General features: G+C 68.6%; 13 protein-coding genes and 1 tRNA gene. 10 read left to right on the top strand and 4 right to left on the bottom strand.

Features of this window, described 5'->3' with window-relative positions:
* The first annotated feature begins 214 nt into the window (after window positions 1–214).
* From DXK32_RS30210 to DXK32_RS30195, 4 genes are all read left to right on the top strand, one after another.
* Window positions 215–2,962, top strand: a complete 2,748-nt coding sequence (locus tag DXK32_RS30210) for a DUF4159 domain-containing protein (RefSeq protein ID WP_114861879.1) — start codon at window positions 215–217, stop codon at window positions 2,960–2,962.
* On the top strand, window positions 2,959–5,058 hold the full coding sequence (locus DXK32_RS30205; protein WP_114861878.1) for a glutamine amidotransferase: 2,100 nt from the start codon (window positions 2,959–2,961) through the stop codon (window positions 5,056–5,058). The genes DXK32_RS30210 and DXK32_RS30205 overlap by 4 nt, the downstream gene beginning before the upstream one ends.
* A 79-nt stretch (window positions 5,059–5,137) precedes the next feature.
* Window positions 5,138–5,212: transfer RNA gene (locus tag DXK32_RS30200), tRNA-Gln, on the top strand.
* A gap of 461 nt (window positions 5,213–5,673) precedes the next feature.
* Window positions 5,674–6,096, top strand: coding sequence for a ribbon-helix-helix domain-containing protein (locus DXK32_RS30195; protein WP_348981612.1), 423 nt, complete (start codon window positions 5,674–5,676; stop codon window positions 6,094–6,096).
* Here DXK32_RS30195 and DXK32_RS30190 read toward each other — a convergent pair.
* A complete protein-coding gene (locus tag DXK32_RS30190; protein ID WP_114861876.1) occupies window positions 6,021–6,824 on the bottom strand; it encodes a DUF1828 domain-containing protein in 804 nt (267 codons plus the stop codon). The genes DXK32_RS30195 and DXK32_RS30190 overlap by 76 nt on opposite strands.
* A 1,409-nt stretch (window positions 6,825–8,233) precedes the next feature.
* On the opposite strand from DXK32_RS30190, the gene DXK32_RS30185 reads away from it, so the two are divergent.
* The 3 genes from DXK32_RS30185 (at window position 8,234) to DXK32_RS30175 (ending at window position 9,882) form a co-directional block, all read left to right on the top strand.
* A complete protein-coding gene (locus DXK32_RS30185; RefSeq protein WP_114861875.1) occupies window positions 8,234–8,926 on the top strand; it encodes an endonuclease III domain-containing protein in 693 nt (230 codons plus the stop codon).
* A gap of 142 nt (window positions 8,927–9,068) precedes the next feature.
* Window positions 9,069–9,527 carry a cupin domain-containing protein gene (locus tag DXK32_RS30180; protein WP_114861874.1) on the top strand — a complete coding sequence of 153 codons (459 nt, stop codon included), beginning with the start codon at window positions 9,069–9,071 and terminating at the stop codon, window positions 9,525–9,527.
* A gap of 112 nt (window positions 9,528–9,639) precedes the next feature.
* Window positions 9,640–9,882 carry a DUF1178 family protein gene (locus DXK32_RS30175; RefSeq protein ID WP_114861881.1) on the top strand — a complete coding sequence of 81 codons (243 nt, stop codon included), beginning with the start codon at window positions 9,640–9,642 and terminating at the stop codon, window positions 9,880–9,882.
* Between the two features lie 55 nt (window positions 9,883–9,937).
* Here the strand turns inward: DXK32_RS30175 and DXK32_RS30170 are convergent, their stop codons facing one another.
* The gene (locus DXK32_RS30170; RefSeq protein WP_114861873.1) at window positions 9,938–10,843 is read right to left on the bottom strand and encodes a peptidoglycan-binding domain-containing protein; all 906 of its coding nucleotides are present in this window, start codon (window positions 10,841–10,843) and stop codon (window positions 9,938–9,940) included.
* A gap of 241 nt (window positions 10,844–11,084) precedes the next feature.
* Between DXK32_RS30170 and DXK32_RS30165 the strand changes: the two genes are divergently transcribed.
* Window positions 11,085–11,345 (top strand): hypothetical protein, encoded by a 261-nt coding sequence (locus DXK32_RS30165; protein WP_114861872.1) that lies wholly within the window; start codon window positions 11,085–11,087, stop codon window positions 11,343–11,345.
* Between the two features lie 7 nt (window positions 11,346–11,352).
* On the opposite strand, the gene DXK32_RS30160 is transcribed toward DXK32_RS30165, so the two are convergent.
* Both DXK32_RS30160 and DXK32_RS30155 read right to left on the bottom strand, forming a co-directional pair.
* Window positions 11,353–11,799 (bottom strand): hypothetical protein, encoded by a 447-nt coding sequence (locus tag DXK32_RS30160; RefSeq protein WP_114861880.1) that lies wholly within the window; start codon window positions 11,797–11,799, stop codon window positions 11,353–11,355.
* 32 nt (window positions 11,800–11,831) lie between these two features.
* A complete protein-coding gene (locus tag DXK32_RS30155; RefSeq protein WP_114861871.1) occupies window positions 11,832–13,280 on the bottom strand; it encodes a GH1 family beta-glucosidase in 1,449 nt (482 codons plus the stop codon).
* A 158-nt stretch (window positions 13,281–13,438) separates the two neighbouring features.
* Here DXK32_RS30155 and DXK32_RS30150 point away from each other — a divergent pair, with 158 nt between their 5' ends.
* A complete protein-coding gene (locus DXK32_RS30150) occupies window positions 13,439–13,618 on the top strand; it encodes a twin transmembrane helix small protein (protein ID WP_246472789.1) in 180 nt (59 codons plus the stop codon).
* A gap of 21 nt (window positions 13,619–13,639) precedes the next feature.
* Entirely contained in the window at window positions 13,640–14,209 is a 570-nt protein-coding gene (locus DXK32_RS30145; protein WP_114861870.1) for a cob(I)yrinic acid a,c-diamide adenosyltransferase, read from the top strand.
* Window positions 14,210–14,409: the final 200 nt, after the last annotated feature.

Genomic DNA, 14,409 nt, shown 5'->3' with positions numbered 1-14,409 from the left:
TGCCCCCACCCTCCCGCTTCGCGGGTCCCTCCCTCCCCCGCTTCGCAGGGGAGGGCCAGTACGCAAAATCCCCTCCCCTGCGAAGCTCACGCGCAAACCTATGGTTTGCGCTGACGCGACAGGCGGACCTTTGGTCCGCCGAGAGCGGGGGAGGGTTAGGGAGGGGGCAAAGCCCTCGCACTCCATTCCCCATCCTCCAACAGCGTAGACGCCGATGCTGGGTTTCGGACCGATCGCCTTTGCCGTTCCGTGGGTGCTGGCCGCCCTGGCCGTCCTGCCGGTGCTGTGGTGGCTGCTGCGCGTCACGCCGCCGGCTCCGCGGGTGGTGCGCTTCCCCGCCATCCGGCTGCTGCGCGACCTGACGGCGCGGGAGGAGACCCCCGCCCGAACCCCGCTGTGGCTGCTGATCCTGCGCCTGATCGTCGCCGCGCTGCTGATCCTGGCGCTCGCCGGGCCGCTGCTGAACCCGCGCGCCGCCCTGCCGGGCAGCGGGCCGCTGCTGCTTCTGGTCGACAACGGCTGGGCGTCGGGACGCGACTGGACGAGCCGCCGCGCCGCCATGGAGGAGCTGGTGTCGCAGGCGGAGCGGCAGAACCGACCGGTCGTCCTGCTGCCGACCGCCCGGCCCGCCGGCGGCGAGGCGGTGAAGGCCAGCCCGCCCCTGCCCGCCTCGGAAGCCCGCCGCCTGATCCAGGCGCTGGAGCCGCACCCCTGGCCGACCGACCGCGCCGGCGCGCTGGAGGCGGTGCGCGGGCTCGCCGCGCGGGGCTCCGCCCACACCGTCTGGCTGTCGGACGGCATCGGCGACCGCACCGCCCGCGGCCTCGCCGAGATGCTGCAGCGCATGGGCTCCCTGGAGATCCTCGACGATTCCGCGGAGAAGCCGCCGCACCTGCTGCTTCCCCCGTCGTCGGAGGGCGCCGGCCTGACGGCCCGCGTGGTGCGCGCCGACGCCTCCCGCCCGGACAGCGTCACCGTGCGCCTGTCCGGGGCCGACGGCCGCCTGCTGACCCGCCAGCCCGTCACCTTCGATGCCGGCCAGCTCACCCGCGAGGTCCGTTTCGAGGTACCGGCGGAGCTGCGCAACGACGCCGCCAGCCTGCGCGTGGAGAACGACACCACCGCCGGGGCCACCGTCCTGCTCGACGAGCGCTGGCGCCGCCGCCCGGTCGGGCTGGCCTCGGGCCGCGCCAACGGCGAGAACCAGCCGCTGCTGTCGGACCTGCACTATCTGGAGCGGGCGCTGGCCCCCTACAACGAGGTGCGCCGCGGCGAGCCGGACGAGCTTCTCAAACGCGACCTCGCCGTGCTGGTCCTCTCGGACATCGGCGCCCTGACCGGGCAGGAGGCCCAGACCATTGAGGACTGGGTTCGCAAGGGCGGCGTCCTGCTGCGCTTCGCCGGGCCGCGGCTGGCCCAGAATCCCGACCGTCTGGTCCCGGTGCGGCTGCGTCTGGGCGACCGGGCGCTGGGCGGCGCCCTGTCCTGGTCGGAGCCGGCAAAGCTCCAGCCCTTCGACGGCCGCAGCCCCTTCGCCGGCCTGCACATCCCCGACGATGTCGCCGTCTCGCGGCAGGTGCTGGCCGAGCCGGCGCTGGACCTCGCCGACCGCACCTGGGCACGGCTCCAGGACGGCACGCCCCTGGTCACCTCGGAAAAGCGCGGAGACGGCTACATCGTGCTCGTCCACACCACCGCCAGCCCGGAATGGTCCAACCTGCCGATGTCCGGCCTGTTCGTCGACATGCTGCGCCGTCTGGTGACTCTGAGCGGCGGTGTCGCCGGGGGCGCCCATGGCGGCACGCTGGAGCCGCTGGAGGTGCTGGACGGCTTCGGCCGGCTGGTGCCGCCGCCGGCCGCCGCCTTCCCCATCGCCGGGGATGCCGGGGCCGATGTGCTCGGCCCGCGCCACCCGCCGGGCTTCTACGGCACGGAGGAGGCCCGCCGCGCCCTGAACCTGACCGCCACGCTGACCCGGATCGAGCCGTTGGGCGCCATGCCCGGCGGGGTCGCCCGCGGCTCCTACGGCACGCGGGGCGAGGTGGCGCTGAAGCCGGCGCTGCTCGGCATCGCGCTGACGCTCGCCATGATCGACCTCTTGATCGCCCTGATGCTGCGCGGTCTGCTCGGCGGCTGGCGATTGGGCGGCAAGGGCGGCGGCAAGCGCCGCCGCGCCGGGGCCGCCGCCGCGGTCCTGCTGACGCTGGGCGCGGCGCTCCCCATGGCCGCGGCGCCCTGGTCCCCCGCCCGCGCCGACGACGCGCAGTCGACCAAGGTGACGGCGGAGACCTACCTCGCCTATGTGCGCACCGGGGACGGCACCGTGGACGACACCTCGCGCGCCGGGCTGGAAAGCCTCGTGGATGTGCTGACCCGCCGCACCGCGGTGGAGGCCGCCGGGGCGGTGGGCGTCGATCCGGAAAGCGACGAGCTGGCCTTCTACCCCCTGCTCTACTGGCCGGTGTCCGGCGGGCAGCGCGCGCTGAGCGACCATGCCCGCGCCCGGCTGAACGAGTACATGCGCAACGGCGGCACCATCCTGTTCGACACGCGCGACCAGTCGGCGGGCGCCGTCGGCGGCAACCAGGCGCTCCAGGGCATGGTGCAGGGGCTGGACATCCCGCCGCTGGCCCTGGTCCCGCCCGACCATGTGCTGACCAAGTCCTTCTACCTGCTGAACGATTTCCCCGGCCGCTACAACGGCGGCAATTTGTGGATCGAGGCGCGCGAGGGTCGCGCCAACGACGGCGTGTCCCCGGTGCTGATCGGCGGCAACGACTGGGCCGCCGCCTGGGCGGCGAACCGCAACGGCCAGCCCCTGTACGCCGTCGTCCCCGGCGGGGAGCGGCAGCGCGAGATGGCCTACCGCTTCGGCGTCAACCTCGTCATGTACGCGCTGACCGGCAACTACAAGGCCGATCAGGTCCATGTGCCCGCGATCCTTGAGAGGCTCGGCCAGTGACCCTGCTTGACGGAACCTCCATCGCCCTGGCGCCGCTACTCCCCTGGGTCTTCCTCGTGCCGCTGTTCGTGGTGGCGCTGGCGATCCTGGCGCTGGCCGTCTTCCGCCGGGCGCGCGGCGTCTGGCTGCGCGCCCTGGCGGTGGCGGTGCTGGTGCTGGCGCTGATCAACCCGTCGCTGGTGCAGGAGAAGCGGGAGCCGATCAAGGACGTGGCCGTCGTCGTGCTCGACGCCTCGCCCAGCCAGAACATCGGCGACCGCCGCGCCCGCGCCGAGGCCGAGTTGGAGCGGCTGACCGAGCGGCTGAAGGCCTTCGACGACCTGGAGCTGCGGGTGGTCCGCGCCGGGGACGCCGAGTCCGGCGCCTCCGCCATCAACGAGACTCACCTGTTCGACGCGCTGAACCGCGCCATGGCCGACGTGCCGCGCCGCCGCATGGCCGGGGCGGTGCTGATCACCGACGGGCAGGTCCACGACGTTCCGGAGAACCTCGCCCGGCTGGCCGAGATCGGCCCGGTGCACACGCTGCTGACCGGCAACCGCGACGAGGGTGACCGCCGTCTGGCCATCGTCCAGGCGCCAGCCTACGGACTCGTCGGCAAGCCGGTGGAGCTGACCATCCGGGTCGACGACATGCCGCGCCGCCAGTCGGCCGACGCGGCGGTGACGCTGCGCCAGGACGGCGGACCGCCGCGCACCATCCGCGTGCCGGTCGGCCAGGACTTCCGCATGGAGTTGCCGGTGAACCACGGCGGCCAGAACGTGCTGGAGATGGAGGTCGAGGCGGCGCGGCAGGAGCTGACGCTCGCCAACAACCGCACCGCCGTGGTGGTGAACGGGGTGCGCGACCGCCTGCGCGTCCTGCTGGTGTCCGGCGAGCCGCACGCCGGCGAGCGGACGTGGCGCAACCTGCTGAAGGCCGACCCGTCGGTCGATCTCGTCCACTTCACCATCCTGCGCCCGCCGGAGAAGCAGGACGGCACGCCGATCCGCGAGCTGTCGCTGATCGCCTTCCCGATCCGCGAGCTGTTCGAGATCAAGCTGGACGAGTTCGACCTGATCATCTTCGACCGCTACCGCCGACGCGGCGTGCTGCCGCAGATGTATCTGGAGAACATCGCCGAATATGTGCAGAAGGGCGGCGCCCTGCTGGAGGCCTCCGGCCAGGGCTACGCCACGCCGCTGTCGCTGTTCCGCACGCCGCTTGGGCAGGTGATGCCGGCGGAGCCGACCGGACAGGCCATCGACCGTCCCTTCAAGCCGACCGTGACGGAGGTCGGCCGCCGCCACCCGGTGACCGCCGGCCTGCCCGGCGACCGCCCGGACGGCGAGCCGAGCTGGGGCCGCTGGTTCCATCAGGTGGAGGTCGTGCCGGGCAACGGCGCGGTGGTGATGAACGGCGCCGACGACCGGCCGCTGCTGATCCTCGACCGCGTCGGCAAGGGCCGGGTGGCGCAGCTGGCGTCCGACCAGATGTGGCTGTGGAGCCGCGGCTTCGAGGGCGGCGGCCCGCAGGCCGAGCTTCTGCGCCGCCTCGCCCACTGGCTGATGAAGGAGCCGGAGCTGGAGGAGAACGACCTGCGCGCCCATGTGGACGGCAACCGCATCACGGTAGAGCGCCGTTCCCTGGAGCCCGACCCGCGCAGCATCACCCTCACCACCCCGTCCGATGAGACCCGGACGCTGGAGATGACCGAGGACCGCACGGGCCGCGCCAGCGCCACCGTGGTCGCCGGCGAGCCGGGCATCTACCGCATCACCGACGGCGAGCGCACGGCCCTGGCCGTGGTGGGCGCCGTCAACCCGCCGGAACTGGCCGACGTGCGCTCCACCGGCGACCGCCTGTCGGGCGTTGCCGAGGAGACCGGAGGCGGCGTGCATTGGATTTCCGACACGGAGGGCGGCGTCCGCCCCGGCATCGACGTGCGCCGCACCCGCCCCGACCGGACCCAGACCGGCAACGACTGGATCGGCCTGCGCGCCAACGGCGATTTCACGGTGACGGGGGTGTCGGAGGTGCCGTTGCTTCCCGTGGCCGCGGTGCTGGCCCTGGCCCTGGGAGCGCTGTTGATGGCATGGCGCCGCGAGGGGCGGTAAGGGTCAACGAAGCTGTTGCAATCGGGTCGGGTTTCCGCTTATGGTCCCGACCCTTCCGGCGTGGATCGCGCCGTTCGGTTGGGGCGTCGCCAAGCGGTAAGGCAGCGGTTTTTGGTACCGCCATTCCCAGGTTCGAATCCTGGCGCCCCAGCCACCTAATTCCCTGAGAATTCAGGCACAAAACCCCGCCCAAAGGCGGGGTTTTGTGTTGCATGGGGTTGCAAACCGATTCACTGAGGAATCAACGGCTTACAAGCCTTGCCAAAAATTCCGTGCAACGTAGATGCAACACGGCGACGGCGCCGCGTTCATTTTTTGTTCTAGGGAGGCGACTCGGGCTTCCGGCTTGAGCGACAATTGTCGCTGACATAAACTTGCTCCGCGCAGGGCACATACAAGCCGGCTGCATCAGTATGGTGCATGGGGAGGTAGGGCTATCCCCTCCGGCGCAGTCACGACTCGATGCGCAGTACAGGCCGGGCGCGCCGGATCGGTCGGGTCGGCTGGTGCCTGCCCCTCTGTCGCCTCATAGCCCCGCAGCATACCCATCTATGCTCTATGTGAAGTTCATTACATGTTTTCCGGCCCGAACTCCGTGACTGTGCACACATAAGAATGCACCGTCGCGTACGGTGGGATGCCATGCCGAAGAAGGTCAGGAACGTCTGCGTCGCCGGGGAGCCGACCAGCATGCGGCTGGAGCCGGCCTTCTGGGATGCGCTGGCGGAGATCACGCAGAGGAAGAGCCTAACGGTCAGCGCGCTGTGCACCCGCCTCGCCGAACGGGTGAAGGCCCTGGACACCAACAGCCTGTCCACCGCCGTCCGGGTCTACGTGATGGAGTACTTCAGGACGGCCACGCCGAGGCAGGAAAGAGCTTGCTGCAAGATGGCTATCGCGGCTGAGCGACAGCTCGGCAGCGCGCCGGCCGGAAACGCGCAGGGCGCCCAAAGGCGCCCTGACTATGCTCTTAAGACCTGTAACCCAGCCGTAATCCGCAGCCGTTCGATAACTGCCTTTTCATCCCCCCGGAAGTAAGCTGCGTTATCTATGCGGTTCAATGTTCTCTGGAGCTTACGTTTATTAAGCGCGACGTTTTGCTCATCTTCCATGATCGCCATGACCTTAATGTCTGGCCTATTAAGGCGACGCGCCTCTTGCCACAGTGCCAGGGCCTCACTGAGTCCATCATTGGTATTAACAAGATATACAGCAGTTCGACCGCCGCCGCCCTTGGGGACCAACACCACGTCAGCCGGGAATTCCTTCAGATCAGCGTCGACTGGCGCCCCAACGTTGATATTGGCAACGCTTGACAATTCCGTCTGGATCGCCGCGGTGACGTCCTCTTTGAACGTTGACCGCACCGTCTCTCGTGTCCAGAACCGCACATCGCGCACGCGCACCAGCGCAGTCATGAACATGATCAGCTCGCCCGCGACGGCAGGACCTTCGCGTACATCTGTCCGGATGACGAAGGTATCGCTATCCCACCAAGCGCCTGCAGAACGCAAAATGCCATCAATGAACTGCCTGCGCGTACCCGAAGCGATGTCCATCCCACTCGCGTCAAGCGTGGCGAGGAAATCCCCGTCGTCAGCGAGGTAGTGGCTTTCTCCAACATCCACAATCAGGAAACAGATACGATCCCCACCATCGCCCCCGAAGCCGCTAGCAGACACGGCTAGCCCATCTGCGGTTTCCTTGATAAGGATGTCCGCGCAGAAGTGCCGGCAGAGTGCGGTTTTCAGTGACTCGGCTACCATAGGTCTAACATGGTGGCTTGGCGTGGAATGGGCTGCTTAATTCGGAAGGTTTTGCATGCATAATCCCAGAACGACTCGCGTGTCCATGGGGTCATTCGGCGCGCCCCTGTTGGATTGGTTGGCAATCTCCCCGCGTGGCATGCCTGAATTGACTCTGGACCAACAACCAACAGATCACCGTCGCAATCGGCATGAATATGGATGCCCTCACCAGAGGCCCCATGTTGCTCTAAGCACGCGATGACGCCACGACCATGGGGAGCTTCCAGAACGAGCATGGCGCTCCATTTATCCATTCCGGGGCGAGCCTTAACCAGCAACAAGAACTCTGTTCCGACTGGCGAGACGGCGCTTGCGGACTTCCATTCCCACCCAGGCGGCATTTTCTGAGACTTTGGAAATACCGAGTATCGGGGCGGGAGGTCGGCTGTTGACCATGCCGTACTTTTGGACATCGCCTTAGGCACCACTATCATCTCGCGCGGGTCCATCCCCCTCACCCTCCCTCACCTCAACCACATGGGCTTAGCGGCTGGCGATTAGCGCCATCCCCCATACCAAACGCAGTTCGTTTCCTTCGCTCTCTCGACTACGCGGGAGGTCAAACGCGCTCGGCGACGCGCCCATGGAACAACTCAGATGAAGGCGCCGGAATAGGTTGGGGCCAGTTCACGACCTCCACCGTCCGAGTGCTCGGCGAGAAGATCTTTTCAAGACAGCGGGCCAGAACATATGGCGCGACAACACCCACGAGGCCCATCGCTGCAGCAGCAGCCTGTTGAGGGGCGCTCTGAGCGTGCGAAAGGTCGGCTATCGTACCAGCAGAAGCGAATCCCGCGACCAAAAAGACGACAATCCAAACAATCCTCATACCGACCTCGCACACGAGAGACGAGCGCATCCCATTAAGCGCTACCAAGGAGAGTGTAGAACGGAAATCTAAACAGTTTGTGACCGGTGGCAGTCCACAGATGCGTCGTGATGATTGAAGGTTCAGGAAAGACGCACACGATCCGGTCCCTGGTTCATAGAAGGCATGCGAGCGAATACGGACCTACCCGGAAAATTCACCACCCCTGAAGCTGAAGCCGAGGGGGCGTGGGATCGGTTAAGGTGCTGATTTCGTTTATGATTTTTGTGATGAAGCAGTCCCGCCACGGATCAACGGAGTTCAGGCTGGCGGAGAAGCCCTCCGTCACTTCGGGAGCGCCCCACGCAACTCCCACACTGCGCCAGACATGGCCTTCGCCATCCGCGGCCAATCCTGCATCATCACGGCTCCAAATCCCATTTTATTTTAGTTATCTCTAATCTGCAGAAATCGCGTTGTGCTGCAAAGGGGAATGGGGAGCAACCCGGCCCTGCCCGCTGTTTCGGTGTGGCTCCCTTCACCACGCCAGCGACCGACCATGCCTCCGCGCCCCGCGCCCCCTCTCGCCGACAAGGCGCCCTTCGACATAGACGAGGCGTTCCGGCGCCTGCGCCTGGCCGTGGCCGGACGCCCGAAGGCGGCCATGTTCGCGTTGCGCGACCGCGGCTATGGCAGCCCCTTCGAACAATTGGTCGGCAGCCTGATCTCCGCGCGGACGCGCGATGAGACCACCATCCTGGTGTGCGAGCGGCTGTTCGCCGTGGCGCGCACGCCGCAACAGATGGTCGCCCTGACGCCGGAGGCGCTGACCCGCCTGCTCGACGGCGCGACCTTTCCGGAACCGAAGGCCCGTGATATCCGGGTGCTGTCCCGCCGCATCATCACGGAGCATGGCGGCGAGGTTCCCGACACGCCGGACGCCCTGATGGCCTTTCACGGGGTCGGCCCGAAGATCGCGGCGCTGACCCTGGCGGTCGGCTTCGGGATACCGGCGGTGGCGGTGGACGTGCACGTGCACCGGATCGTCAACCGCTGGGGCTTCGTCGCCGCCCCGACGCCGGAGCGCACCATGGTCGCGCTGATGGAACTGCTGCCCCGCCATTACTGGGTGGAGATCAACGAGCGGCTGGTGCCCTTCGGCAAATGGATCTGCACCGGCGACCGCCCGCGCTGCTCCACCTGCGCCATGCTGTCCATGTGCCGGCAGGTGGGGGTGACGACCCACCGCTGAGGTTTCACGGCACCGGGATGCCACACTTCGCCGCAGGCCGCGACAATTGGTTGCGTTCCATCGCTGTTATTCTCCATTTTCGACGCGCCGCCACGGATAGGCAGCCGGTGCCTTTTCGAAACCACGGCATGGAGCGCCCGCGATGATCGTAGGAACCTGTTTGCGGACGGCGGCCATCCAGCGCGCCGCCCTTGCCGCCACGGCGCTCATCGCCTTGGCCAGCGCGGCCTCGGCGCAGGACAAGCCCGCGGCAGCACCGGGGCCGATCGTCAAGACCCTGCTTCAGGCCACCGCCACGGCGGACGGCAAGGCCTTCGCCTACCCGGAGGGAACACCGCTGGTGACGGCGCGGCTGGTCGAGCTGCCGCCCGGCGGCGAGATCATCCGCCACCGGCACGCCGTCTCGCCGTTCATCTACATCCTGGAGGGCGAGTTGACCATCGCCAGCGACAGCATGCCGACGCAAGTCTACAAGGCCGGCGATTCCTACATCGAGCAAGCGGCGTGGCACAGCGGCCGCAACCTGGGCGACAAGCCGATGCGGCTGCTATCGGTCTATCCCAGCGCGGAGGGCGTCGCCCTGTCCGAACGACCGCAGTGAACCCGCTCATGGGACCGGAGCGCGGCGGTTTGATCCACCTCATCGCGGGCAACGGCTAAGCTCGGCCATGGTCGCCGCCGATCCGTTGCCCATCCACCCCGGGAACCCCGCGATGATCCTGTACGCCCTGCGCTGCGCCTGCGGCCATGAATTCGAACAGTGGTTCAGGAGCATGGCCGATTACGACACCCAAAAGGCCGGCGGCCTGTCCTGCCCGTCCTGCGGCGGGACCGAGGTGTCGAAGGCGATCATGGCGCCGCGTATCGGCGCGTCGAAGCCGTCGCCCGCGCCGATGCCCACCTGCAACCCGTCGGGCTGCGGCAACGCCATGTGCCCGATGTCGCAAATGGCCTGAACGCGGACCCGAACGGAGGGCCTGAACGGAGGGATGGCCTGAGCCGGCGGGCCGCCTACCGCCGTCCACGCCCGCCGCTGCTGAGCGGCGGCAAGGCGCCGGTGGTCAGCTCCTCGCGGCGGCGGCCGCTGCCGAAGCTCGGCTCGCGGCGCTGCTCGCGCGGGCCGTCGTCGCGCGGCGACGGCCGCGGGGCGTTGGCCCGCCCGCTGCGCCACCACGCGAAGCCGATCCCGAGCACCGTCGCCCCGATCACCCCCATTACCCCATAGCGGGCGCCGTTGGCGGCCCAGCCCGGCAGCATCGACCCGCCGTCAGCCGCCGGTTCGACCACCGGGACCGGCTGACCGGACGGGGTGGTTGCGGTGACGCTGGCCCGCGGCGCGGCCTGGGGCACCGGCCCCTGCCCCTGAGAGGACGCCGTGGCGGACGCGCTGGGGGCCGCGGAAGCGAAGGCGCCGGACGGGCCGCCCGACGAAGGGCTGCCGCTGGTCACCGGCGGCCCGGCGCTGAACTGGGCACCGCCGCCGACACTGCCTGTCCCGCTGTCGATTCGCTGGGTGGGAGCGGCGCGGGGCACCACCTCGCGCTGCGGCTCGCGCGGCGCCTGGCCGGGGCCGCCGCCACCGATCTTCTGCTGGGCGAGGTTCCCGACCGTCGCGGGGGCCTTGCCCTCCCGCTCGCCCATCATCTTGGCGATGGTCGCCTTGTCGAGCTGGTGGGTCACCGGCAGTCCGTGGGCGGCCTGATACTTGCCGAGCGCCGCCTTCGTCTCGGCGTGCATCTGGCCGTTGGCCCGCCCGCCGATGTTGTAGCCCTTGTCCTTCAGGATGGTCTGGGCCCATTGGATGTCCGCCGTCGACTGCGCACGGGCCGGAGCGCCCGCCAGCAGACCCGCCGCCAGAACCGGCACCGCCACAGCCAACGCGACCGCGCGGCGCGCGCGATGCGAACCACCCGTCATGACCATCCTCCGTCCGAAACACCAACCGACCATCGCCCGCCCACTATCGTGGATGCGCGATCGTGTTACCAGATTGCGGCGAATTCCCGGGCGCGATTTTTGTGCGCCTGCGTTGCAGCGGCATCAGGTCCCCCCTTCGCCGGTGGCATCCGGAAGGATCGGCGGATTCCCCATCCGTTGACCGATGCACGCGCAAAAACGTGGTATAGATCGGCCGAGGCGTTTTGTGGGAGGCCATGGCATGGCGACTCTGAGACACGCGATCCTGGCGGGCGGAACGCTGATGCTGGCGGCCTGCGGCAGCACCCCGGCCTACCGGGAATGGACGGCCACGGAAACCACGGCGACCGCCGCCTACGACGAGTGCACCGAGCAGGTGGACAACACCATGCGGTTGCGCGGCTATCCCTACCGCCCGCTGCCGGAAACGCCGCAATTCCGCTACCGCAAGGAAATCTTCGCCCTGTGCATGCGGCGCAAGGGCTACACCGCCGAGGATTGAGCCGTCCTTACGGCCCCGGCAGGCCGTAACGCAGGTAGAGCAGGCCGCCGATCAGCAGCCCTGCCAGCACCACCGCGGCGTAGAAGCGCAGCGGCAGCGGAACCCTTTCCCGCCGCAGCGACGCCGCAGTTGCGCCCTTGGTCGCGCCCCTGGCCGCAACGCGCGGCGGCGGTCTCGGCGGAGCCGGCGGGCGCCCCGTCCCGGCCGCTCCCCCCTGGTTGGGATCATGCAGTTCGATGAGCTTCCAGTTGAATTCGATCCCGTCGCCGCCGGCGCCGGCGTTGTGGTCGAGCTGGATCAGGCGGAAATAGGCGCGCGGGTTCACCCGCACCATCAGGTTGAAGCGGGCGCGGGCGTGGTCGAGATCCTCCCCGACCTCCAGTGTCTTCCAGCCCTTGCCGCGCGCCTTCTGGATGGCGAAGCGCGTCGGCTGGGCAGCGGCAACAGGCGCCATGATCGCGGTCCCCATCACCGAACAGCGGCGTCTTACGCCGAGGTCGGAACGCCCTTCCTGCGGATCACGTCGGCGTACCAGCGGTAGCTGGCCTTGGGACGGCGCTCCAGGGTCTGGCGGTCCACCTCGATCAGGCCGAAGCGGCGCTGATAGCCCTCGGCCCACTCGAAATTGTCCAGCAGGCTCCACACGAACCAGCCCCGCAAGTCGACCCCCTCCTCCAGCGCCTGATGCCCGGCCAGCATGTGGCGGCGCAGGTAGCTGATGCGGTCGTCGTCCTGGACGAAGCCCTTCGGCCCGGTCTGCTCAGGATAGGCGGCGCCGTTCTCCATCACATAGACCGGCGGGTTGCCGTATTCCTGCTTCAGCTCAATCAGGATCTCGGCGATGCCGTCCGGCTCCACCGGCCAGCCCATCCCGGTCGTCGGCGTGCCCTCCGGCGGGGAGCCGTAGCCGGTGCCGAACAGGCCCGCCGGGTCCGGCTGCTGGTGCATCCGGCTGTAGTAGTTGATGCCCAGGAAGTCGATGGGCTGGCGGATCGCCTCCAGGTCGCCGGCCTTGACCAGCGGGGCGAAGCCGTCGCGCAAAAGCTCCGGATACTCCCCGCGCAGCAGCGGGTCGAGGCAGGCGCGGTTCCACACCGCATCCCACATCAGCGAGGCGGCGTAATTGGCGTCCAGCCCGCCGACCGGCCAGACCGGCTGGAGCGACAGCACGGTGCCGAGCTGCCAGCCCTTGGCCCCGCCCGCCGCGCGCAGCGCCTTCAGCGCCATGCCCTGGGCGAGGTTCTGATGGTGGATCGCCTTGAAATAGTTGCCCTTGCCGGTCATCCCCGGAGCGTGGCCGCCCAGCCCGTGGCCGAAGATGGCGTGGACGGACGGCTCGTTCAGCATGGACCAGTGCTTGGCGCGGTCGCCGATCCGCGCGGCGACGAGCTGGGCGTAGTCGGTGAACCAGCCGGCGATGTCGCGGTTGGTCCAGCCGCCGCGGTCCTGGAGCGCCTGGGGCAGGTCCCAATGGTACAGGCAGGGCCAGGGCGCGACGCCCTTGGCGAGCAGCGCGTCGGTCAGCCGGTCGTAGAAATCCAGCCCCTCCGCGTTGGCCGGGCCGGTGCCGGTCGGCTGGACGCGCGGCCAGGCGACGGAGAAGCGGTAGGCGTTCATCCCCGCCGTCGCCATCAGGTCCACATCCTCGGCGTAGCGGTTGTAATGGTCGCAGGCCACGTCGCCGGTGTCGCCGTTGGCCACCTTGCCGAAGGAATGGCTGAAGGTATCCCACACGCTGGGGCCGCGCCCGCCGACGGTCACCGCCCCCTCGATCTGGTAGGAGGAGGTCGAGGCGCCCCAGACGAACCGGTCGGGGAAGGCGGCCAGCGCTTCCGACGGCTGGGCCACCGCGGCGCGGCGCGTCGTCAGAAAGGCCCCGGCCGAGGCCGCCAGCCCGGTGGCCGCCGCCGCCTTCAGGAAACTCCGCCGCCGCATACCGAATTCCTCTCGCCGTCCGGGTCGTCCGCGACAATGTAAGAAGACCGGGCGTCAGCGCAACAGGCGCCTCGCATCGGAATGCCCGTGTAACCGGTTTGGCCGGTGTAGGCGTAACCTGGACCGTGGGGTATTATGGCGTCATGAACGGACTCGTCATGTTTTTGCTGATCGTGGCGCTCGGCCTCGTCGTGGCGTCGCTGTTCTCCGGGCTGTTTTTCATGGCGCGCGGCGGACAGGGCGATTCGCGCAAATCGAACCGGGCGATGCGGATGCGCGTCGCGCTCCAGGGGGTGGCGTTGGTGCTCTTCCTGCTCGCCATCCTGACCCACGGCTGATTGAGGACACCCACAGGAATCATGGTCAAGCTGACGCGCATCTACACCCGCGGCGGGGACCGCGGCGAGACCTCGCTCGGCGACGGGCGCCGCGTGCCCAAGCACGACCCGCGCGTCACCGCCTACGGCACGGTGGACGAGGCGAACGCCGTCATCGGGCTGGTCCGGCTGCACACCGCGGACCGGCCGGAAACCGACGCCATGCTGGCGCGAATCCAGAACGACCTGTTCGACCTGGGCGCCGACCTCTGCACGCCGGAGGCGGAGGACCCGCCCTACCCGCCGCTGCGCATCCTGGAGTCGCAGGTCGACCGGCTGGAGGCGGAGATCGACGCGATGAACGCCGACCTCGCCCCGCTCACCTCCTTCATCCTGCCCGGCGGCTCGCCGGCGGCGGCGCATCTGCATCTGGCCCGCACCGTGGTGCGCCGCGCCGAGCGGCTGATGACCGAACTGGCGGAGGTGGAGCCGGTCAACCCGGCGGCGGTCAAATACGCCAACCGCCTGTCCGACCACCTGTTCGTGCTGGGCCGGACACTGAACGCGAACGGAACGGCGGACGTGCTCTGGGTTCCGGGTGCAAACCGTTGATGCAATTCCGCCTCCTTCGCGCTTGCGGCGTGGGCGGCGTTGACAGCCAAAACGTCAACTCCTATGGTCGCAGCGCTGTCACAAGCTGCCCGATTCGGCGCCAGCGGCGAAGGTGCGCCTGCATAATTCAAGAAAAGGGTGGGATATGAAGGTCCTCGTCCCGGTCAAGCGGGTGGTCGATTACAACGTCAAGATCCGCG

Source organism: Azospirillum brasilense (assembly GCF_003349955.1).
Classification (GTDB): domain Bacteria; phylum Pseudomonadota; class Alphaproteobacteria; order Azospirillales; family Azospirillaceae; genus Azospirillum; species Azospirillum brasilense_B.
The sequence above is the reverse complement of the archived record's forward strand: the minus strand, read 5'-3'. Positions and strand labels throughout refer to the sequence as shown.